At 62.9% G+C, this 20,552-nt stretch carries 22 protein-coding genes and 2 pseudogenes; 11 read left to right on the forward strand and 13 right to left on the reverse strand.

The window, feature by feature from the left end:
• The coding region (locus AAIO73_RS19750) for an IS1380 family transposase (protein ID WP_035386740.1) at positions 1-918 on the forward strand (918 nt) is incomplete at its 5' end.
• 177 nt (positions 919-1,095) lie between these two features.
• Here AAIO73_RS19750 and AAIO73_RS19755 read toward each other — a convergent pair.
• The gene (locus AAIO73_RS19755; RefSeq protein WP_016510729.1) at positions 1,096-2,262 is read right to left on the reverse strand and encodes an acyltransferase family protein; all 1,167 of its coding nucleotides are present in this window, start codon (positions 2,260-2,262) and stop codon (positions 1,096-1,098) included.
• 229 nt (positions 2,263-2,491) lie between these two features.
• Between AAIO73_RS19755 and fliE the strand changes: the two genes are divergently transcribed.
• Complete coding sequence (gene fliE / locus AAIO73_RS19760; protein WP_051121599.1) at positions 2,492-2,890, forward strand: flagellar hook-basal body complex protein FliE; 399 nt, start codon at positions 2,492-2,494, stop codon at positions 2,888-2,890.
• Between the two features lie 33 nt (positions 2,891-2,923).
• Here the strand turns inward: fliE and AAIO73_RS19765 are convergent, their stop codons facing one another.
• Together AAIO73_RS19765 and AAIO73_RS19770 are read right to left on the reverse strand one after the other, a co-directional pair.
• Positions 2,924-3,568, reverse strand: a complete 645-nt coding sequence (locus tag AAIO73_RS19765) for a DsbA family protein (RefSeq protein WP_035386738.1) — start codon at positions 3,566-3,568, stop codon at positions 2,924-2,926.
• 157 nt (positions 3,569-3,725) lie between these two features.
• Positions 3,726-5,150 carry an ISKra4 family transposase gene (locus tag AAIO73_RS19770; RefSeq protein ID WP_066488601.1) on the reverse strand — a complete coding sequence of 475 codons (1,425 nt, stop codon included), beginning with the start codon at positions 5,148-5,150 and terminating at the stop codon, positions 3,726-3,728.
• Between AAIO73_RS19770 and AAIO73_RS19775 the strand changes: the two genes are divergently transcribed.
• Positions 5,137-5,919 carry a recombinase family protein gene (locus tag AAIO73_RS19775; RefSeq protein WP_345880476.1) on the forward strand — a complete coding sequence of 261 codons (783 nt, stop codon included), beginning with the start codon at positions 5,137-5,139 and terminating at the stop codon, positions 5,917-5,919. The two genes, AAIO73_RS19770 and AAIO73_RS19775, sit on opposite strands and share 14 nt — an antisense overlap.
• Before the next feature lie 3 nt (positions 5,920-5,922).
• Here the strand turns inward: AAIO73_RS19775 and AAIO73_RS19780 are convergent, their stop codons facing one another.
• The 3 genes from AAIO73_RS19780 to AAIO73_RS19790 form a co-directional block, all read right to left on the reverse strand.
• On the reverse strand, positions 5,923-6,615 hold the full coding sequence (locus tag AAIO73_RS19780; protein ID WP_066969391.1) for a plasmid pRiA4b ORF-3 family protein: 693 nt from the start codon (positions 6,613-6,615) through the stop codon (positions 5,923-5,925).
• A 247-nt stretch (positions 6,616-6,862) separates the two neighbouring features.
• Positions 6,863-7,669, reverse strand: coding sequence for a DeoR/GlpR family DNA-binding transcription regulator (locus AAIO73_RS19785; RefSeq protein WP_083748311.1), 807 nt, complete (start codon positions 7,667-7,669; stop codon positions 6,863-6,865).
• Between the two features lie 12 nt (positions 7,670-7,681).
• On the reverse strand, positions 7,682-9,244 hold the full coding sequence (locus AAIO73_RS19790; protein ID WP_076711782.1) for a glycerol-3-phosphate dehydrogenase: 1,563 nt from the start codon (positions 9,242-9,244) through the stop codon (positions 7,682-7,684).
• Between the two features lie 156 nt (positions 9,245-9,400).
• Here AAIO73_RS19790 and AAIO73_RS19795 point away from each other — a divergent pair, with 156 nt between their 5' ends.
• The 4 genes from AAIO73_RS19795 (at position 9,401) to AAIO73_RS19810 (ending at position 13,014) form a co-directional block, all read left to right on the forward strand.
• Positions 9,401-10,213, forward strand: a complete 813-nt coding sequence (locus AAIO73_RS19795) for an MIP/aquaporin family protein (RefSeq protein WP_076711783.1) — start codon at positions 9,401-9,403, stop codon at positions 10,211-10,213.
• A gap of 17 nt (positions 10,214-10,230) precedes the next feature.
• Positions 10,231-11,730, forward strand: coding sequence for a glycerol kinase GlpK (gene glpK, locus AAIO73_RS19800; protein ID WP_183952008.1), 1,500 nt, complete (start codon positions 10,231-10,233; stop codon positions 11,728-11,730).
• Entirely contained in the window at positions 11,727-12,470 is a 744-nt protein-coding gene (tpiA, locus tag AAIO73_RS19805) for a triose-phosphate isomerase (RefSeq protein WP_076711785.1), read from the forward strand. Before glpK ends, tpiA begins: the two co-directional genes overlap by 4 nt.
• Positions 12,471-12,774: 304 nt before the next feature.
• Complete coding sequence (locus tag AAIO73_RS19810) at positions 12,775-13,014, forward strand: hypothetical protein (RefSeq protein ID WP_158069226.1); 240 nt, start codon at positions 12,775-12,777, stop codon at positions 13,012-13,014.
• On the opposite strand, the gene AAIO73_RS19815 is transcribed toward AAIO73_RS19810, so the two are convergent.
• Positions 12,989-13,858, reverse strand: coding sequence for an IS256 family transposase (locus tag AAIO73_RS19815; RefSeq protein WP_231472267.1), 870 nt, complete (start codon positions 13,856-13,858; stop codon positions 12,989-12,991). The two genes, AAIO73_RS19810 and AAIO73_RS19815, sit on opposite strands and share 26 nt — an antisense overlap.
• A 222-nt stretch (positions 13,859-14,080) precedes the next feature.
• Between AAIO73_RS19815 and AAIO73_RS19820 the strand changes: the two are divergent.
• Positions 14,081-14,230, forward strand: a pseudogene (locus AAIO73_RS19820) (Tn3 family transposase); the annotation flags it as partial.
• Positions 14,231-14,245: 15 nt separating this feature from the next.
• Here the strand turns inward: AAIO73_RS19820 and AAIO73_RS19825 are convergent.
• The 4 genes from AAIO73_RS19825 to AAIO73_RS19840 all read right to left on the reverse strand — a co-directional run bounded on the left by AAIO73_RS19825 (position 14,246) and on the right by AAIO73_RS19840 (position 17,668).
• On the reverse strand, positions 14,246-14,581 hold the full coding sequence (locus tag AAIO73_RS19825; protein WP_256448298.1) for a plasmid pRiA4b ORF-3 family protein: 336 nt from the start codon (positions 14,579-14,581) through the stop codon (positions 14,246-14,248).
• 10 nt (positions 14,582-14,591) lie between these two features.
• Positions 14,592-15,074 (reverse strand): P-loop NTPase family protein, encoded by a 483-nt coding sequence (locus AAIO73_RS19830; protein ID WP_526023829.1) that lies wholly within the window; start codon positions 15,072-15,074, stop codon positions 14,592-14,594.
• Between the two features lie 394 nt (positions 15,075-15,468).
• Positions 15,469-16,578, reverse strand: coding sequence for an S-(hydroxymethyl)glutathione dehydrogenase/class III alcohol dehydrogenase (locus AAIO73_RS19835; protein ID WP_062127096.1), 1,110 nt, complete (start codon positions 16,576-16,578; stop codon positions 15,469-15,471).
• Positions 16,579-16,678: 100 nt separating this feature from the next.
• Positions 16,679-17,668 carry a zinc-dependent alcohol dehydrogenase family protein gene (locus AAIO73_RS19840; protein ID WP_009823890.1) on the reverse strand — a complete coding sequence of 330 codons (990 nt, stop codon included), beginning with the start codon at positions 17,666-17,668 and terminating at the stop codon, positions 16,679-16,681.
• A 138-nt stretch (positions 17,669-17,806) separates the two neighbouring features.
• Between AAIO73_RS19840 and AAIO73_RS19845 the strand changes: the two genes are divergently transcribed.
• The 3 genes from AAIO73_RS19845 to AAIO73_RS19855 all read left to right on the forward strand — a co-directional run bounded on the left by AAIO73_RS19845 (position 17,807) and on the right by AAIO73_RS19855 (position 19,945).
• The gene (locus tag AAIO73_RS19845; protein ID WP_231729962.1) at positions 17,807-18,385 is read left to right on the forward strand and encodes a TetR/AcrR family transcriptional regulator; all 579 of its coding nucleotides are present in this window, start codon (positions 17,807-17,809) and stop codon (positions 18,383-18,385) included.
• A gap of 75 nt (positions 18,386-18,460) precedes the next feature.
• The gene (locus tag AAIO73_RS19850) at positions 18,461-19,291 is read left to right on the forward strand and encodes an aldo/keto reductase (RefSeq protein WP_174525807.1); all 831 of its coding nucleotides are present in this window, start codon (positions 18,461-18,463) and stop codon (positions 19,289-19,291) included.
• A 6-nt stretch (positions 19,292-19,297) separates the two neighbouring features.
• The gene (locus tag AAIO73_RS19855; RefSeq protein WP_062127104.1) at positions 19,298-19,945 is read left to right on the forward strand and encodes a TMEM175 family protein; all 648 of its coding nucleotides are present in this window, start codon (positions 19,298-19,300) and stop codon (positions 19,943-19,945) included.
• A gap of 43 nt (positions 19,946-19,988) precedes the next feature.
• Here the strand turns inward: AAIO73_RS19855 and AAIO73_RS19860 are convergent, their stop codons facing one another.
• Positions 19,989-20,183, reverse strand: coding sequence for a hypothetical protein (locus AAIO73_RS19860; protein WP_007406887.1), 195 nt, complete (start codon positions 20,181-20,183; stop codon positions 19,989-19,991).
• Between the two features lie 49 nt (positions 20,184-20,232).
• Positions 20,233-20,394, reverse strand: a pseudogene (locus tag AAIO73_RS19865) (hydroxyisourate hydrolase); the annotation flags it as partial.
• Between the last annotated feature and the right edge of the window lie 158 nt (positions 20,395-20,552).

A 20,552-nucleotide genomic window follows, 5' to 3' on the forward strand; every position in this document is an offset into this window, starting at 1 on the left:
CCTGCCGCGCCGGCGGCGGTGACGCTGGATATCGATGACACCTGTGATGTTGTTCATGGCTATCAGCAGCTCTCCTTCTGGAACGGGCATCATGGCGAGCGCTGCTTCCTGCCGATCCATGTCTACGACACTGCCACCGGCCGACCGGTGGCGATGCTACTGCGCACCGGCAAGACACCGTCGGGCGCCGAAGCTGCCGGCCACATCCGGCGCCTGGTGCGCCATCTGCGCCGGCACTGGCCCGAAACGCACATCACCATCCGCGGCGACGGGCACTATGGCCGACCCGAGGTCATGGCCTTTTGCGAGCCGGCCGGCGTCGATTACGTGTTCGGCCTGCCAACCAACGCCGCGCTGCGTGCTGATCCCGAAATCGTCGCTGCCGCTGATGCCTGCGCGGTTAAGCGGGCTCAGCGCCAATACCCGGTCCTGCGCAACTATGCCGAGACCCGCTACGGCGCGAAGAGCTGGAAGTGCCAGCGCCGCGTCGTCGCCCGGATCGAGGCCAGCACGCTGGGCATGGATATCCGCTATGTCGTCACCTCGCTGGCCGAAGGCTCGGCTGAGCAAATCTACGACACCCTCTACTGCGCTCGCGGCAACGCCGAGAACCTGATCAAGCGCCACAAGACCCAGCTCGCCAGCGATCGTACCTCGTGCCGATCTGCCAACGCCAACCAGATGCGCATCATCCTGCACACCGCCGCCTACTGGCTCGTGTGGCGCATCCAGCAGGAAATCCCGAAGGCTGCCCCGCTCGCCGTTGCCGAGTTCGCAACGCTGCGCCTGCGATTGCTCAAGGTCGCCGCCCGCGTCATCGAAACCGCTACGCGCATCCGCGTCGCCTTCGCGTCAGCCTGCCCCGATGCCAGCCTGTTCAGAGCCATTGCCACCGGCCTCCGGCCGGCACCCACATAACTAGCCCGGCAGTGCCGCCGAAAGCCCAAGCCCTCGTCCTTCAACCTCGAAAAGCCCATTGATCCTGACGCGGTGAAAAAACGCCGCCGGAGGCGCTTGCCCTGATCACCCGGCGACCGACAAATCATGCTCGGACGAACCCAGAGCGGTGGCCTCATGAATAGTGGGGTTAAGCCTCTACCCAGGTTGGAGATGCCGCAGTACCGCAGCGTTCAACCGGCGCCTCAGCGGGATATCGATGCGCGTGGCCATGAACCAGGACGCGGTGCAGAGTGCAGCCAGCAGGAGAATCCCGGACCAGGGAGCGGGTAATTGCGGCAGACCTGGTAGAAGTTTGGGCAGGCCCATTACCCCAATCGTGAAGACGGGGATTTGCAAGACATAGATGGGATAAGAAATTTCCCCGAGGAAAGCGCACATTCCTCGGCTTGGTACAGGGTTGCGTCCAATCGAAGCGGCTACAATCAGTGGAAAGACGAGCAGCACGCAGGCCGCATCGAATAACCCCCGCAAAACAGGTGATATGGGTGAACCAAGGGCACCGACCGTGATTGCGATGATGATGATTTGGGGTAATTTCACGGAAAATAGCGGTGCTAGTTTTCCTGTCTCCCGCGCGCGATGAATCAAAACTCCGACAAAGAATGAAAAGGTGACCCTGATTGCGGCAAGATGAGCATCAGGCCAATATGCTCCTCCATTGAGATTGCCGCGAACGAGCGCCAATGCCAAAAGCATCAAACCCGATATACCAACGATCACTCCCAGTCGTTTGTGAGTTAGAACCCCAAAACCAAAGCCGTAAGCAGCGTTCGCGAACAGCTCGAATGAAAGAGTCCAAGCTACGAAGTTGGCAGGAAACAGCGGTTGGTAGGGGATGCCCACAGGCGGCGATGGCAACATCACGAAGTTGAAGACGCTGGACAGTATTATCTCTGCTGCGAGATGATCGTTTCGATAATAGTATGCTAATTCAACGGTGCCCAGCGCCAGGGCCAGGATATAGAATGGGTAAAGGCGTATCAGCCGAGTGACGATGAACGCTCTGCCACCCATTCCGTCTTGAAGCCTTACATCGTAAGCGCGGGCGAGCACGAAGCCGCTCATGACAAAAAACAGGTCAACGGCAAGGTATGCTCCGCTCGCTACGAAAGGCGCAAAGGCTTGCGGATAATGCAAGGTGATGACGCTCATAGCGGCGAGACCGCGTAGAACGTTGAGGATATGAAAGGACCGTGATCGCTCTTCCGCCGTTCGTTCGGCGCGATGCGTTGCAACACAGGCCATCTCGTGATCCCCAACCGCGGGCCGACCCCAAGGTTGTCTGAACATGACAGGCCGCATCTTATTTTACGCGACGGCGAAGCTTACCCCTCAGGGTTCTTCGGCGGTGCACGTTCCAGAGGCGCACACGAGCAGACCGGCAAGCCTCTTCGCCCCGAGCAACGCGGCTGCGCCGGTCCCCTTAAAACATCGGCAATCTGTCCTAAGGTTTTTTAACCATCTCGTAACGCTTCCCAGCTACCGTTTCGCTTGGGAGATTGTTGTGAGCAATATTTCGGTCAGTGATGTCATGGCCTTGCGAAGTGCGGTTCTCGACCGGAATTCCGCCCTCCGAAATGTCGTCAACAGCAGTGCGGCGTCGCCGGCAAGCGCTGGCGGGATTGCAAGGCCTACGTTTGATGCGGCCATGAGCCAAGTGCTGCAAAAAGTTGAAGGCCCTGGCTCAGTTGGCTCGGCTACTGGAGCGAATAGCAGCTTCGCATCGACAATTGTAGAACAGGTGCTAAAAGTAAACGAAACAGGTGCAAAGGCCGGGGCGTTGACGGTCGCCTATGAACGGGGCGAAACCACCGATATCGCAAAGGTTATGCTTGCCCGGCAAGCGGCTTCAATCGGGTTTGAGGCGACGCTGCAAGTGCGCAATAAGGTTCTCTCAGCGTACAAAGACATAATGAGCATGGCAATTTAACAAAAACCAGATCGGTAGGTGTGCAGTCCAATATCATTTCCTCGAACTGCGTGCGCGCGCGAACAGCCTAAGGAAATCAGCTTTGTCGATAGCGCCCACTACCAGCACCGATCCGGCAAGGTAGCCCGGTGTCCCCGCCAGCCCGAGGGTGAGAGCCTGCGCCCCATTGGCACGCAGCTGCGCCATGATCTGCTGGTCGTGTGATACTAGGTAAGCACTTATACGCTTCCAATTACCGCCTGCTTTTTCGACGATATCTTGCAAAACGCTGTCGCTGATGGTTCTGCTGTCGATCATGAGCTGCTTGTGAACCGCCGGGTAAATACCCTGCTCGGCACTTGCGAGCGCAACTTGCGCAGCGCGCTCCGAGGGCGGTCCGAAAATTGGCCAGTCCTTGTAGATGACGCGGACATCTCCGTCGCTCAGGATCGCTTCCTCCATGGCCGGGAATGCACGCCTGCACGCAGGGCATCGATAGTCGGTAAAGGCCGCCAAACGGAGCGACGCTGTAGGCGGGCCACTCGCAGGAGATCTTCGGTCGTCGAAGATAGCCGCCAGTGCCTCGGGATTAGCGACATCCCGGCCGATCGGTGCAGTTCGTTTCAGGACTGAGCTGACGGCCCATCCACCGGCAATCAGGGTCCCGAGTTGCAGCATCTGTCGTCGATCTAAGGCCATGGTCAATCTTTATGCCCTTCAACCTCAACCGCTAACGAATACGGGAACCTGGACCGACTGGAATGGTTAACGGCTTCTGAACGGATCGATAGATGTAGCGGCTCGCAATGATGATCGCCTGGAACTGCAATAAAGGGGAGCATGAGAAAGTTGGGGGTCATGCCGCCTTCCGTTCGTCCCTCCACCTCTGAAAGTCATTGGCCAACGTGCCATCAAGGGTACGGACGCGGAGTTGCACAAGCAGATGCACCCCTCTGGGCGTCCACTGCATCTGTTGCTTCTTTGCGAAGCGCTTTGCGACGACCTGGTTGACGGTCGATTCCACGAAGGCGGTCGAGACTGCTTCGCCATATCGTCGTCGCTCGCCATAGTTCGGGATCATGCTGGCATTGGCGCTGATATAGCTTTCGAACTCCCGCAAATGCTTGAGGAGATTGCGAGCTTGCGGCGAGACCTGTGGGTGGCTCATCGGCTCGTCGGTGACATCCGGATCTGTCGCACCAAGCATTCTGGTCTCGACGTCGCCGATTAGGTCGAGAGCACGGCGCCAGTTGCCGTGCCAGAGGAAGTGCCGAACTCGCTCGAGAGTGGCGACGGCCACGTCTTTATCCGTCTCGGATGGGGGCGGCAATCCGCGCGCGATCTGCTGCATGACCGTCACCCGCATGGCGATGTGGAAATAGTCGAGGACATGCTCGGCGTTCGGCCGCATGTCCCATTGAAGATTGCGGACGTTCCTGCCACCATCGGACATGAAGGTGATCTCACGGTCCATCCCGACGCCTTGCTCCAGCAGCAATTCATGAAGGCGACGACGCGGCCTGTCGTCATGTCCGACCACGAAGCCGAACCGGCGCGTTGGCTCGCTAATTTCGCCATCCTCGCCCGGATCGACGACGGACTTACCCACGATCACCTCGAAATTGTTCGGCCGATCGTACCATGATCGTACATAGCCTCCATCGATCCCGACAGTGACAGGCGGTCCTGGCAGCGGACCATCGGTCCAGTCCGCCTCGCAGCCTTCGATGAAACAGCGTCGCTCGGTGCCAAGCTCGGCTTCCAAACGCTCCGCGACGCGTAGGGTGTCCTGCCGGATCGTCGTCGCGTTGATCGCGTCACCGATCGGAAGGACGTCGGCAAGGCGTTCCGCGGTGATGCCGTAGGACGCGAGCGAAGCCCAGCGCGCCTCTAGCTCGAGAAGGTCCGGCGTGACGCGTTCGGGCAGCGCCGCCACGATCGGCGCCGCGATACCCGCTGTGGGTTTACATGTACATCGCCGGAACCTGGTACTTGGCACGGCGATCTTTCCGAACGGCGTGCGCACCATGATCGAACGATGATCCTTGATTTGCCTTGCTGATCCGCAGCACGGACAAGCGCGCTGGCGGCGACACCAGTCGAGCGCCTGGGTCTGAACCACAGCGAGCTGCAGCGCGGCCAGCAGTCGCTTGCTCTCCGCGATCCTGAGACCGAGATCATCGATCGTAAGCGTGTCGTCGTCGCGTTCGATGACGGCGATGGATATGCCGCTGGTTGGCCTGTCGTCCGTTGCTGCGGTGAGGGTGATGGTGAAGCGCATGAGCTCATTCCTCCATGAAGAAGGGAACTCATTGGCCGGCACATCGGTGCCGCCGTCCGAAACCGACCGGTTACGGTCACCTACAGCTAACCCTGTCCATAAAATAGCCTTACCATCTTGCGGACACACCAATTTTACTGGACACCCCTTCCGGACAATCGAGGCCGGATCCATGTCACGCACCTTTGCCTATCTGCGCGTTTCGACCGTCGACCAGACGACCGACAACCAGTTGCACGAGATTGAGGCCGCTGGCTTTGCAGCGCAGCCGCGGCGGATCGTCGCCGAAACCATCTCCGGGTCGGTTGCGGCGAAAGAACGCAAGGGTTTTGCCCGGTTGCTTGACCGGCTAGAGGATGGCGACGTCCTCGTCGTCACCAAGCTCGACCGGCTCGGCCGCAACGCGATGGATGTGGCGAGCACCGTCGCCGATCTCGATCGCATGGGCGTTCGCGTCCACTGCATGGCGCTGGGCGGCGTCGATCTCACCTCGTCGACAGGCAAGCTGACGATGGGCGTTATCAACGCGGTCGCCGAATTCGAGCGCGACCTGCTGATCGAACGCACCCAGGCCGGGCTACGCCGCGCGCGGGCGGAGGGCAAGGCCATCGGACGGCCTGCGAGCCTTACAACAGACGAGCGCGCCGAGGTCGAGCGCCGCCTTGAAAGCGGCGAAACCGTGTCCGCGCTCAGCAAGGCGTTCTCGACAAGCCGGCAGACGATCATGCGGGTACGCGATGACAGACGCGCTCAAGCCGAGCTTGCCTGAGCATCAGTCCACAGACATTGGCCGGTCCTTGCCGACAAACTCAGCCTTCAACGCGAGATTGATGGCGCGGCGATCGATGGAATCTGGATCGTAGCGCAGCAGCGGATCATCTGGACCGTCGAACCCGGCGCGGTCAGCTGGCGTCCACTCTTCGCCGTCATCTTCCTCGCCGTCGCTGGTATCGTTTTCATCCAGAAAGTCATCCAGGCCATTTCCCTGATCGAAGCGCAATTCATCGAGACGTTCGAGCAATCGCTCATATCCACCCGGTCCGCCGATATCCTCAGGCGGACCGGCGCGAGCACCATCGGTGCAGACCGGCCAGGGCTTGTCTGCGCTCGGTTGTTCACGCGCTTCGACGCGGATCTCGTGCTCCCAGAAATCGCCGAAGTCGTATTCGTACATCATGCGTTGCCGCACTCGCAGCGACAGGTCGGCAAGTGTCAGTTCCCTCAGAATTTTCCCGTCCTCGACAAGGTGGTGACGCTCACCCGTCCTTTGCGTGCCGAAACGGCGCCCATGCACCTTGAAAGCATGGAGATGATAATCTTCCCAACCAAACGCGATCTGGATTACCCGGTGCAGACCAAAAAGCGTCAGATCGCTGCGAACCAGCAAGCGTCGCCAAATCATCGGCGATATATCCCGGAGGCCGACCTTCAGACGGTAAGCGACAAGCGGAGCCGGTTTCGACATGCTCCTAAAGCTACCGGATCAGCACCGTCACCCCCAGCTTTTTTATGCCCCCCATCCAGACCGCCTACGACACGAACTTGCCGCAGCAGCGCGACGGTCAAGCCACACCCGCCGAGTTGTCGAAAAGCGACATCGCGTCGGCAATGCTGTCCGCCTTCGACCCCTATCGTCACCATAATCATATCATCGCGACGATGTGCGTTCGGCGATACATCGTCATGACTGCAGCGTGGTCCAGCTGCTATGTTCAACGATCATCCGTTTCGATGACCTTCACGTCCGCTTCCCCGCACGCCGCGGTCAGCGCGGGACCGACCAGATTGTCCGTCACCAGATAATCGATGTCGTGCAGATCGCCGGCACGCACCGGCGCGGGACGCCCGACCTTGCTCGAATCAGCTACCAGGATCACCTTGCGCGCGTGCTGGATGATCGTTCGCGTGACCTGCACTTCGTCCACCGCGAAATCCAGCAGGCTGCCGTCCGGGTCGATCGCGGAGATGCCGATCAGCGCATAATCGACCTTGAACGCGCGGATGAAGTTCATCGCGAGCGCACCGACGACCGCACGGTCGTGGCGACGGACCTGGCCGCCGACCACGACCATGTCGATTCCGTCGCGGTCGGCCAGGATATCCACGACGTTGAGGTTGTTCGAAATCACCATCAGGTCACGATGGTGGACGAGGTGGTTAGCCACCGCCTCGGTCGTGGTGCCGATGTTGATGAACAGCGACACCCCGTTGGGGATCAGCGCGGCCGCGGCCCTGCCGATCGCCGCCTTCGCCCCGGTAGCGACGGCGCGGCGGGTGACATAGTCGATATTGTCGACACCCGATGTTACGACTGCGCCACCATGGACGCGCGACAGCATCGACTTGCGCGCGAGAATGTTCAGATCCTTGCGGATCGTCTGCGGCGTGACGCCAAGCCGGTCGGCCAGTTCCTCCACCGCGACTTTCCCGGCGCTGCGTGCGAGTTCGAGAATCTGGAAGTGCCGGGCGACAATGCCGTCCGCGGTTACGTCCTGCTCGTCGCGACCGGTCGTTTCCACACATGTTCTCCGTCAGGATGCAGCCGACATCCGGTTGCTCGCACCCGACCCTAGCCGATCCGCCAGATAGGCGTCGATCCGTTCGGCGGTACCTTCGGCGACGTGCAGGCCCAGCTTGCCGCGGCGGAACAATATGTCCTCCGCGCTGGTCGCCCATTCGCGGTCGCGCAGATAGTCGATCTCCCGCGCGTACAGCCCGGCCCCGAAATCTTCGCCCAGATCAGCGGGGGTCTGCGCATCGCCGATCACGGTTTCGGTGCAGGTGCCGTAGGCGCGCGCGAGCCGGCGCAGCAACGCGGACGGCATCGCCGGATAGCGCGCCACGAGCGTGGTTACGTAGCGATCGAAATCGGCGTCCGGCATGTCGCCGCCCGGCAGGACGGCGCCCGCCGTCCACGCCTTGCCCGCTTCGGGAAAGAAGGGCGCGAGTTCGCCCATCGCATGCTCGGCAAGCTTGCGATAGGTCGTGATCTTGCCGCCGAAGATGCTTAGCATCGGCGCGCGATCGGTGCTGCCGTCCAGATCCAGCACATAATCGCGCGTCACCGCCGATGCGTTGGCGGCATGATCGTCGTACAGCGGGCGGATGCCCGAATAGGTCCAGGCGATATCGGCCTGCGCGACCGGCCGCTCGAAATAGCGCGCGACCGTCTCCAGCAGATAATCGATCTCGCCCTGGCCGATCGTCGCGCGCCCCGGTGCGCCTTCCCATGCCTCGTCGGTCGTCCCGATGAGCGTGAACCGCTCCTGATAGGGAATGGCGAAGACGATCCGCCGGTCGGGGTTCTGGAGCATGAACGCGTGGGCACCCTCGTAAAGCCGCGGCACGACGATATGGCTGCCCTTGATGAGCCGGACGCCGCGATCCCGGCGCGCGTCGGGCACGTCGCCCAGCACATCGGCCACCCATGGCCCCGCGGCATTGACGATCGCGCGCGCCGTCAGATCGCGCGTCCCGTGCGCATCTTCGATCGTGGTGATCCAGCCTGTACCCTCGCGGCGTGCCGCGGCCAGCCGGGTGTGCGTCAACACCGTCGCGCCGCGATCCGCCGCGTCGCGGGCGTTCAGCGCGACCAGCCGGCTGTCTTCCACCCAGCAATCCGAATAGACGAACGCGCGCGGCGAACCCGGCTTCAGCCCGTTGCCGACCGGATCGCGATCCAGCGAGACGGTGCGGGTCGCTGGCAGCTTCTTGCGACCGCCGAGATGGTCGTAGAGGAATAGCCCCAGCCGCACCATCCAGGCCGGACGCGGCGATTGGCCTTGCGGCAGCACGAACTCCAGGGGCCAGATGATGTGCGGGGCCATGGCCCACAACCGCTCGCGTTCAATCAGCGCCTCGCGCACAAGCCGGAACTCGTAATATTCCAGATATCGCAGTCCGCCATGGATCAGCTTGGTCGATGCCGACGAAGTATGGCTGGCGAGATCGTCCTTCTCGACCAGCGCGACGGACAGGCCGCGCCCCGCCGCATCGCGGGCGATGCCGACGCCGTTGATGCCGCCGCCGACGATCAGGAGATCGACGTCGTGCCGTGCGCGTGAACTTTGTGTGGATGCTGTCTGGTAAACCACTGATCGCCTCCTCATCGCCGGATCGACCGGCAGGGATGTCTGAAAACGAATATGCACCTGCCAATACGAACTTTCAAACGAAAGTGTTGACGTTCGATCGAAATAGCGTGACAATCCGGTCACGAGCTACGAACTCGATGTGGGAGAGAGAGCGGCATGACCCGGCAGGCAATGGCAGGCACCACGTTGAGGGGCGAATTGATCGCCGAGGCGCTGGCGATGGCGATCATCATCACGCTGGGCGATTCGGCGGCGGCGATGCTGATCCTCTACGATCCCAGTCCCTATGCCACCGCCTATTGGGGCGTCTGCATCGCCTGGGGGCTGGCGGTGACGATCGCGATCTACGTCACCGGCGCGGTATCGGGCACGCATGCCAACCCGGCGGTGACGCTGGCGTTGACGCTGTTCCGCGGCTTTCCGCGCGCCAAGGTGCTGCCCTATGTCGTTGCGCAGGTGGTGGGGGCGATGATCGGTGCGGCGCTGGTCCATCAGCTGTTCGGGCCGGTGATCGACGCCTACAACGTCACTCACGGGCTGACCCGTGCGGGCGGCGGTGCCGCCGGCGTGTTCTTCACCGCGCCCGGCGCGCACATCACGCCGCTCCACGCCTTTTGGGACGAGGTGATCCTAACCGGCATTCTGCTGCTCGGCATCTTCGCGATCACCGACGAATTCAATACCTCCGCTCCGATGGCCAACGCCAGCGCGCTCGTCATCGGACTGCTGGTCGCCTGCATCGGCGCGGCGGCCGGCTATCTGGAAGGCTGGCCGATCAATCCGGCGCGCGATTTCGGACCGCGGCTGTTCTGCTGGCTGACCGGGTGGGGCGACGCCGCGTTGCCGGGACCGGACAATTACTGGTGGGTGCCGATCGCCGGACCGCTGCTGGGCGGCGTGATCGGCGCTGGCATGTACCAGTATCTGGTGAAGCCTTATCTGCCGCCGCGCACGAGCGTCGCGGCATGACCTTCAAGGAGAGAGACATGGCCGGCCCCAAGCACATCCTGGCGATCGACCAGGGCACCACCTCCACCCGCGCGATCGTGTTCGATGCCGATGCGCAGCCGGTCGCCACCGCGCAGACCGAGTTCGCGCAGCATTATCCGCACCCCGGCTGGGTCGAGCACGATCCGGAAGACATCTGGCGCGACGCACTGGCGACCGCGCGGGACGCGATCGCGCAAAGCGGCGTCGGCGCGGCCGGCATCGCCGGGATCGGCATCACCAACCAGCGCGAGACCGTGGTGGTGTGGGACCGCGCGACCGGCGAAACGATCCACAACGCGATCGTGTGGCAGGACCGGCGGACCGCCGATCTATGTTCGCGGCTGAAGCGGGAAGGGCATGAACCGGCCGTGCGCGCGAAGACGGGACTGCTGCTCGATCCGTATTTTTCCGCGACCAAGCTGGCCTGGATCCTCGACCATGTCGACGGTGCCCGTCTGCGCGCGGAACGAGGCGAGCTGGCGTTCGGCACGATCGACAGCTTCCTGCTGTGGCGGCTGACGGGCGGCGCGGTGCACGCCACCGACGTGACCAACGCCAGCCGCACCTTGCTGTACGATATCCATGCCCAGCATTGGGATCCGGAATTATGCGCCCTGTTCGACGTGCCGATGGCGCTGCTGCCGGCGGTGCACGACAACAGCCACATCTTCGGCCACACCGCCGACGGCCTGTTCGATGCCGCGATCCCGGTGGCGGGCATCGCCGGGGATCAGCAGGCGGCGCTGTTCGGCCAGGCGTGTTTCGAAACCGGCATGGCCAAATCGACCTACGGCACCGGCTGCTTCATGCTGCTCAATACCGGCGAACAGGCGGTGGCCTCCGGAAACCGGCTGCTGACCACGCCGGCCTATCGGCTGAACGGCAGGATCACCTATGCGCTGGAGGGATCAATCTTCATCGCCGGCGGGGCGGTGAAGTGGCTGCGCGACGGCATCGGCGTCATCACCCATGCGCGCGAGACCAACGACATGGCGACGCAGGTGCCCGACAGCCACGGCGTCTTCATGGTCCCCGCGTTCGTCGGGCTAGGCGCCCCGCATTGGGATCCGGATGCGCGCGGCGCGATCTTCGGCCTGACGCTGGGGACGACCCAGGCGCATCTGGCGCGCGCGGCGCTGGAGGCGGTCGGGTATCAGACGATGGACCTGGCCGATGCGATGATCGCCGATGGCGGCGCGCCGCCCGCCATGATCCGGGTCGACGGCGGCATGGCCGCCAACGACTGGCTGTGCCAGTTCCTCGCCGACATGCTGAACGTGCCGGTCGAGCGGCCGCGGCATCTGGAGACGACGGCACTGGGCGCGGCGTTCCACGCCGGTCTGGCCACCGGCGTGTGGCCCGACCTCGATGCGCTGGCCAGGACCTGGGTGCGCGGCGATTGTTTCGAGCCCAGAATGGGTCCGGCCGCGCGTGCGACCCTGGTCGCCGGCTGGCACGCGGCGCTGGCGAAGACGTTGACCGGGCCGCGGGCATGAGCATGAATAAGCTCGTCGTCGCCAACTGGAAGATGAACGGATCGCGTGAGCTTCTCTCGGCACTGCCCCGCTTTGCCGCGGCGGCGGGGCCGGGTGTCCAAGTGGCGGTGTGTCCGCCGTTCCCGCTGATCGCGCTGGCTGTGGACCGGGGCGTCGCGGGCATCGTCGTCGGCGCGCAGGATTGCCACGCCGCACCTTGCGGGGCGCATACCGGCGCGGTCTCGGCGGCGCTGATCGCGGAGGCGGGCGCGCGGCTGGTGATCGTCGGCCATTCGGAGCGCCGCCGCCAATGCAACGAAAGCGACGCGCTGGTTGCCCGCAAGGCGGCCGCCGCCGTGGCGGCAGGGCTGGGCCCGCTGATCTGCGTCGGCGAGGAGGACGAGGGGGAGGATCCCGGCACGGTCGCGGCGCAGTTGCGCGCGTCGCTGCCCGGTGGTGCGCCGGCGGGCATCGTCGTCGCGTACGAACCCGTCTGGGCGATCGGTTCGGGGCGGACACCCGCGCCATCGCGCGTCGCATCGGTCCATGCCGCCCTGCGCGCGGCATTGATCGCGGCCTTGGGCGATGTCGCCGGGAGGGCGGTGCCGATCCTGTACGGCGGCTCGGTCGATGCGGCCAACGCCGCGGCCTTTACCCGGGAACAGGATGTCGACGGCGTGCTGGTCGGTGGCGCCAGTCTGGACCGCGAGGCATTCCAGGCCATCATCGCCGCGGTATCCGCTACCGTCACGTTCCGGTGACCCGGCATTGAATGACCACGACGACCCCTGCCACGGCGTTCCCGGTCCTTCGGCCTCATGATGACGATCATTGCGCGGGCTCGATGCGACCAGTTCACGATGGCGCAAACACTCAGAGGGGGCCGGTGAGAGGATGTTCGGAAACGTACGCTCTCATGACTGCCATCCGAGACGCTGGCCGAGTTTATTCCTTCGCTGGCCACAAGACCAGCGGTCGCATTGACCTTGGCGGGTGTGCCGCGGGCGCCTGATCGACGACGATTGATCACGCTCTCATCCGCGGGTTGCTGCCGACATGCTCGCAATGGAAGAAGAGCACGGCAGTGAGGACGGATTGTTTGCCGAACTGGCCGAAGACGGTGAGCTGCTCATTAGCGACAAGGCCGCCAGGGCAAGGCTGAAGGAAATCAAGGGCGACAAGACGGCGGCCGCCGAAGTCTTTGCCTTGAACGAATGGCTGAAGCTGGCCGCGCGCGAGATTGTGCAACCTGACGTCTGGAAATTGCCGCGGGGCATGATCACCCATTCCGGCATTCCCATTTGATATAGGCCTTATTATCGGAGGCCCATGTTTCGTCGATCTCGACGAGAACGGCGGAAACGAGGCGTAGGAGCGCCTGGTCGTTGGGGAAGACCCGGACCTTGACGGTGCGCCGCTTGAGCTCTTGTTGGACGGCGCGCTCGATGAGGTTCGAAGTGCGCAGGCGTCGGCGATGATGTTCGGGCAGCGTGAATACAGCCAGGCCTTCGGGAACGGCGTTTTCCAGCCATGTCGCGAGACTGGGGGCCGTATCGCGGTAGCCGGCAACGAGCTCATCGAGCGCGACCTGGGCCTTGGCGAGCGTGGCTGCATTCCACACGCTGCGCAGCTCGGCACCGATACGCTCGCGGATGGCGGTGTTGGGGGCATGGTGGACGGCGTTTGCGGCGAGGTGAAACTGGCAGCGCTGCCAGGTAGCGGCGCCGAGCACGGCGCGGCGAGCGGCACGCAGGCCGGCATGATCGTCGGAGACGATGAACTCGACGCCGCGCATGCCGCGTGCGACCAGGTCGTCAAGAAAACCACGCCAGTGGACCTCGGCTTCCGACAGGGCGACGCTGACCCCGAGCACCCGGCGCCGTTCGTCGGGGCCGATGCCGATAGCTGAGAGGACGGCTGCGTCGCGAACAACGCCGCCTGCGCGCATCTTCTCATACCGGGCGTCGAGGATCAGGTAGCGGATCTCACCGAGCGGGCGGTTGCGCCATGCCTCCAGCTCCTCATCCAGCAGGGCAGCGGCGCGGCTGACCTGGGATGAAGACAGGTTCTCGATGCCGAATTCGCGCAGCACCGCCTCAGCCTGCCGGGTCGAGACGCCCTTCACGTACATCTCGGCGACCGCCAGCATCACCGCGCGAACACCGCGGCAATTCCCTCGGGGCCATGTTCAATCAGCTGTTCCAGTACTGCCTCAATCGCCGTATCATGCTTGCTGTCCATTCGTTCTCTCCACGGGTGTGTTGTAACTCCATGGAATGCCGAAGATGGGCAGTTGGTGCCGGGGCATGCCCCGGCACCAACTTACCGATCACGACCCGATCGAATTTCCAGACCTCGCGTTACACAACCGAACACCCTGCACCTTGGCCATGCCGTTGAGGCCCGGCGCCGCGAAGGGCTCGATACCCCCGACCATCTTCTCGCCCATATTTCGCCGCTCGGATGGGCACACATCCTCCTCACTGGCGAGTACCTTTGGCCCAAGGACGCCGGCGCTTAGGGTGTCATTCCGCCCTCAGCCGGAACCGACCCAGAAATCGCCGAAGTCGTATTCGTACATCATGCGTTGCCGCACTCGCAGCGACAGGTCGGCAAGTGTCAGTTCCCTCAGAATTTTCCCGTCCTCGACAAGGTGGTGACGCTCACCCGTCCTTTGCGTGCCGAAACGGCGCCCATGCACCTTGAAAGCATGGAGATGATAATCTTCCCAACCAAACGCGATCTGGATTACCCGGTGCAGACCAAAAAGCGTCAGATCGCTGCGAACCAGCAAGCGTCGCCAAATCATCGGCGATATATCCCGGAGGCCGACCTTCAGACGGTAAGCGACAAGCGGAGCCGGTTTCGACATGCTCCTAAAGCTACCGGATCAGCACCGTCACCCCCAGCTTTTTTATGCCCCCCGCATAGAGCATGGGTTGATGGCGCGGATATTCGCCGACGCGCGAATAGAGCATCCGCACCAGGCTGGAGAGCGTCGTCACGCTGCCGACCGAGGATCGCGCGTTGGCCGAGCCGCGCTGCTGCTGCAACGCGACCGCAGGCGGCAAACCGTCGATCGCGTCGACCTCCGGCACGCCGGCCTGGTCGATCAGGCGACGGGCATAGGGCGCAACCGATTCCAGATAACGCCGCTGCGCTTCGGCATAAAGGGTGCCGAACGCGAGCGATGACTTGCCCGAGCCCGATATGCCGGTGAACACCACGAAGGCGTCGCGCGGTACATCGACGTCAATATTTTTGAGGTTATTCTGGCGCGCGCCGCGAACCTGCACGCAAGCGGGCGGCCCTGTATGCCCATGATCGGTGGCCGGCGTCGTCGCGTGAATATCCTTGCTCTTCAATTCAGTCTTCCTGCCCTAACCGCCCGTGCGGTCCAAGGTTCATCACAGTCGGGTAACAGATGAATGCTTTTCCGACTCAATACATCCAAAGGTCAGGCTGACCCGATATTCGGCACCTTTGGAATATTTTTCCAGCATTGGACAAAGGTTACGACAAAACCATTTTCCCCGTTGGGTCGCGCGACGAGGCCACACACACTCCGCTGGTAAGCGCCTGGGCCAGGCGGCCCTGGTCCGTGCCGCTATCGGCATGTAACGACCGTACTTCGGCGCTTGTTACCGCATTGCGACGGGTTGCCCATTTGCCAGAGCGCGCTTCATCATGGCCGGGGTCGGGCCATGATGACGGCCGAGTTGTCGATCCGAGCGCCTCGCGCCGCTTCGGATCGGCGGGTCAGTAGTGAATGACCGTGCGGATCGACTTGCCTTCGTGCATCAGTTCGAAGGCTTCGTTGATCTCCTCCAAACCCATCGTGTGGGTTACGAATGGGGCCAGATCGATATCGCCTCTCATCGCATCCTCGACCATGCCGGGGAGCTGTGTCCGTCCCTTGACGCCACCGAAAGCGGACCCCTTCCATACGCGGCCCGTGACGAGCTGGAATGGGCGGGTGGAGATTTCCTCGCCCGCGCCGGCAACGCCAATCACGATCGACTGACCCCAGCCACGGTGCGCTGATTCAAGCGCGGCGCGCATGACGTGGACGTTGCCGATGCACTCGAAGGTATGATCGATGCCCCAGCCCGTCATCTCGATCAGCACTTGCTGGATGGGCTTGTCATGGTCCTTGGGGTTGATGCACTCGGTAGCACCGAACTGGCGTGCCAGCTCGAACTTGGATGGATTGGTGTCGATGGCGATGATGCGACCCGCCTTCGCCTGGCGCGCACCCTGAATCGCCGCGAGGCCGATGCCGCCGAGGCCGAACACGGCGACGGAGTCTCCGGGCTGGACCTTGGCGGTATTGTGGACTGCGCCGATGCCGGTCGTGACGCCGCAGCCGAGCAGGCAGACATGTTCGGGGTTTGCCTCGGGATTGATCTTGGCGAGCGAGACTTCGGCGACGACAGTATATTCACTGAAGGTTGAACAGCCCATGTAATGATAGAGGGGCTGACCATTGTACGAAAAGCGGGTGGTCCCATCGGGCATCAAGCCCTTGCCCTGCGTTTCGCGGACAGCGACGCACAGGTTGGTCTTGCCCGACAGGCAGAAGTCGCACTTGCCGCACTCGGCGGTGTAGAGCGGAATCACGTGATCGCCCGGCCCGACGCTGGTGACGCCTTCCCCGACCTCGACAACGATGCCCGCGCCCTCGTGGCCCAGAACCACCGGGAAAACACCCTCCGGATCACTCCCCGCCAGCGTGTACGCGTCGGTGTGGCACACACCGGTGTGCGTCACCCGTATAAGGACTTCGCCTTTCCGGGGTGGGGCGACATCGATCTCGACGATTTTGAGTGGCTTGCCCGCCTCGAAGGCTACAGCGGCGCGAGATTTCATGTTGGGATACCCTCGTTGAGTTAAACCGATTGCTGGTGCGAGGCCGTTGCGTCAGCGCAAATTCGTGGGGGAGCGATCGCTCACTCCCCCGGTATGCCGGTCAGACCGTAACGACGACCTTGCCGATCTGGTCGTTCGATTCGAGGAAGCGGTGAGCGTCCTGGATTGCGTCGAGCGGGAAAGTGCGCGCGATCCGCGGCTTGAGCGCGCCCGATTCCAGACCCGCCACGATGAACGCCTTGGCACGATCGAGGGCGGCATCGTCCGAGACGATCTCGCTGTAGAGATACCCCTTGAGCGTGAGGCTCTTGCCCAGCACGGAGAACAACGGGAACGGCGTCGGTTCGCCGCTGAGCGCGCCATATTCGAGCAGGATGCCGCCGCGTGCCATGCTCTCGGTCAGCGGCTCGAACGACGGGCCTCCGACCGGATCGAGCACCACGCGCGCACCCTGACCATCGGTTATCTCCATCACCCTCGCTACCAGATCCTCTTCCCCGGTTGCGACGACATGATGTGCACCGGCATCGATCAGGGCCTGGCGCTTGGCGCCGGTACGCGTCGTCGCGATTACCGTCGCGCCGACCATCCGCGCAATCTGGAAGGCAGCAAGGCCGACGCTGCTGGAGGCAGCAGTGACGATGACGAAATCGCCCTCGCCGAGTTTCGCCTGCTCCACCAGCGCACCCCAGGCGGTGACATACTGCATCCACACGGCCGCCGCTTCCTCGAACGACAGCGCCGCCGGATGCTTGACGACGAGGCGGGCGGGCACGTTGGCGACCTCGCCATAAGTGCCCCAGCGCGCGATATCGAGCGGGGGGATGACGCTGACGGCTTCGCCTTCCGCAAACCCGGTCACGTCCGCGCCGACCGTAACGACAGTGCCGGCAGCCTCATAGCCAAGGCGGCTCGGGAACTCGGCTTCCTGAAGGTAGGCATGGTTGCGGAACATCACCTCGGCGCGGTTTATGCCTATCGCCTTCACCGCGATCTGCACTTCGTCGGCCGCGGGCGCGGGGACGGCCACATCTTCAATCCTGAGGACGCTGGCGTCGCCATATTCGTGGATACGGACGATGCGGCTCATTGGAGATTCCTTGATTATTGAATGATCGTTCTGTAAGGGAGAAGACCACCCGTTTCAAGATATTATTTATCGATCGTTCCATATCATGCACCAGAGATGACAGAGACGAAAGCCCGTCGCCGCGCAGGTCGCCCTCGTGTGTTCGACACTGACGCTGCGCTCGACAAGGCGGTGCGGCTGTTCTGGCAGCGCGGCTACGAAGCGACATCGATGGCCGATCTGGTGGCGGAGACTGGCGTCGCCGCTGCCAGTCTCTATGCAGCGTTTGACAACAAGGCGGGGCTGTTTGCGGCGGTGATCGAGCGCTACGCCGCGACGTTCAGCGTCCACCTCTATGCACCCATCAACGATCCGGCATTGTCCACCTACGAGGCCGTCAAAGGCCTGCTGGAACGAGCGGCGTCATCATTCTCGGAACCTGAAACGCCGGCCGGCTGCTTCATGTATTCGGCAGCGGCAGCCGTTTCGCCGGCGTCCGCCGCCATCGAATGCCTGCTGCGCGACAAGCGCATCGCGGCGGAGGCCCTCCTGATCGAGCGTCTGCAACGCGGCGCCGCGCAGGGCGAGCTTGCGGCCAACTCCGATCCGGCCGTGCTGGGCAAATTCATCAATACGGTCATGGAAGGCATGTCCGTTCAGGCGCGCGACGGCGCTACGATCAACGAACTGCTCTCCATCGCCAAAATGGCACTCGATCGATGGCCGGCCGCGATATGATCGCTACATGGTGGTCATCTGCCAATCCGCCTCCCGCGACCGAACAGTCGAACTCATCTCATAGGACAAAAGCACATGAAACACGTGACATTGCCCGGCGGGGAAGTGGTTCCTTCGATGGGTCAAGGCACCTGGAAGATGGGCGAACGTGCCGAACGGCGATCCGATGAGATCGCCGCGCTGCGCACCGGTGTCGAGCTGGGCATGACGCTCATCGATACCGCTGAAATGTATGGCGATGGTGCGGCGGAAACGCTGATCTGCGAAGCGCTCGGCGATCGTCGCGACCAGTTGTTCCTCGTCAGCAAGGCGTATCCACAGAACGCATCGCGCTTCCGCCTTGCCGGTGCGTGCGAGGCGAGCCTGAAGCGGCTCGGCACCGATCGGCTCGACCTCTACCTGCTCCACTGGCGTGGATCGGTGCCGCTCGCTGAGACGATAGAGGCAATGGAGGCGCTGAAATCGGCAGGAAAGATTCGGCATTGGGGTGTCAGCAACCTCGATACCGACGATATGGGCGAACTTGTCGCTGCCGGCGGGGATGGCTGCGTGACCGATCAGATCCTATACAATCTCGTCCGTCGAGGCCCTGAGTTGGACTTGTTGCCGTGGCTCGCACAGCACAACGTGCCAGTGATGGCGTATAGTCCCGTCGAGCAGGGACGCCTCTCAAGCCATCCCGCCCTCGACAAAGTAGCGGCCCAGGTTGGCGGAACCCCTGCGCAGGTCGCACTTGCCTGGACGTTGCGCCACGATGGCCTTATCGCCATCCCGAAAGCGAGTTCGATTGCACATGTGCGGGAGAACCGCGCTGCCGCAGATATCGTCCTCTCCGACGCCGACCTTGCGACACTCGATGCGGCATTTCCCCGGCCAGCGGGCCGTCGCCCACTCGAAATGCTGTAGCGTCAGATGGCGACATCGTCTTTCAAAGCAACCGAACGGAAATCGGACCGCCTCGAGGCATTCATGGACGCGGTGCTGGCAATTGCCATCACCCTCCCGGTGACCGAACTACACGCACCAGAGCCGACTGACGGCGACCTGGCAGCGGCATACCTAAAGCTGGCACCGGAATATGCCGCCTACGCCCTTAGCGTGATCCTGATCGGTCTTTACTGGGCTTCCAGCCACTTCACCGGCAAGCTTCTGCAAAAAACCGATCATGGCTACAATCTGCTCAGCATCGGCTTTCTTGCCGCTGTCAGCATCACGCCATTTCCTGCGCGGCCGCTCATCGAGCATCTCGGCGGTGACGCGGAAAGCAAGACCGCCGTTTTGGCCTATCTGGGCGTGGCAGCGGCGCCGGCGACGTGGTGGTTCGTGCGTTGGGTCTATGCAACCGCGAGGGGGCTTCCAGACCAGCGCCTGACAGACGCCTACCTCAGGCGAACAACCCTCAAATTCGCCGTCACCGCCGGAGCCTATTGGGCAGCCTTTGCCCTGGCAATCTGGAATTGGCGTGCTGGACTGATCGTCGCGGGGATCGTTACGTTGAGCTATATCGTTCCGCCAGCAAAGCCCAGCTACAAGCCAGGCCAAGAACCGGAGAATGGTTGAGACCGGCTATAGACCCGGCGAGGCGGATGCTCACATCGGCTAATCAATCCAGGATCTTATCGATCGTGATCGGCAGGGACCGCACCCGCTTACCGGTCGCGTGATAGATCGCGTTAGCAATCGCAGCGGCGGTGCCGACGATGCCGATCTCGCCTAGGCCTTTCACCCCAAGCGGAGTGCTGCGGACGTCGCAGCGCTGGTCGACCGCCTCGACCGGTACCTGCGCTCGCTCGAGCACGAGCTATACAAGCCGATGTTCGAGGCAGGGATCGAGGCGTGATTGGTGGTCAGTTGCCCCGGGTGGTGGAGTAGCCGTAGGGGCTGACCACGACGGGGACATGGTAGTGCGCGGCAGGATCGATGACGCGGAACACGAGCTCGATCTCGGGGAAGAATGGCGCCGCCTTCGCGTCCGGGTAGCCCGCCATGTCGAACTGCAGCTTGTAGGTGTCCGGCGCGAACCGCGACGGCTACCTAACCCGACGCCGATCTCTCGGTCGAGACCCGGCAAACCGGAGTCCTGCATGACGATCTGGCATCTTGCATCACCGCGAGCAGCTATCGAAACCGGCGTTTATCACCTACAGTCCTGCAAGGCAGGGTCGCC

This window comes from Sphingomonas epibiotica (assembly GCF_039615155.1).
Taxonomy (GTDB): domain Bacteria; phylum Pseudomonadota; class Alphaproteobacteria; order Sphingomonadales; family Sphingomonadaceae; genus Sphingomonas.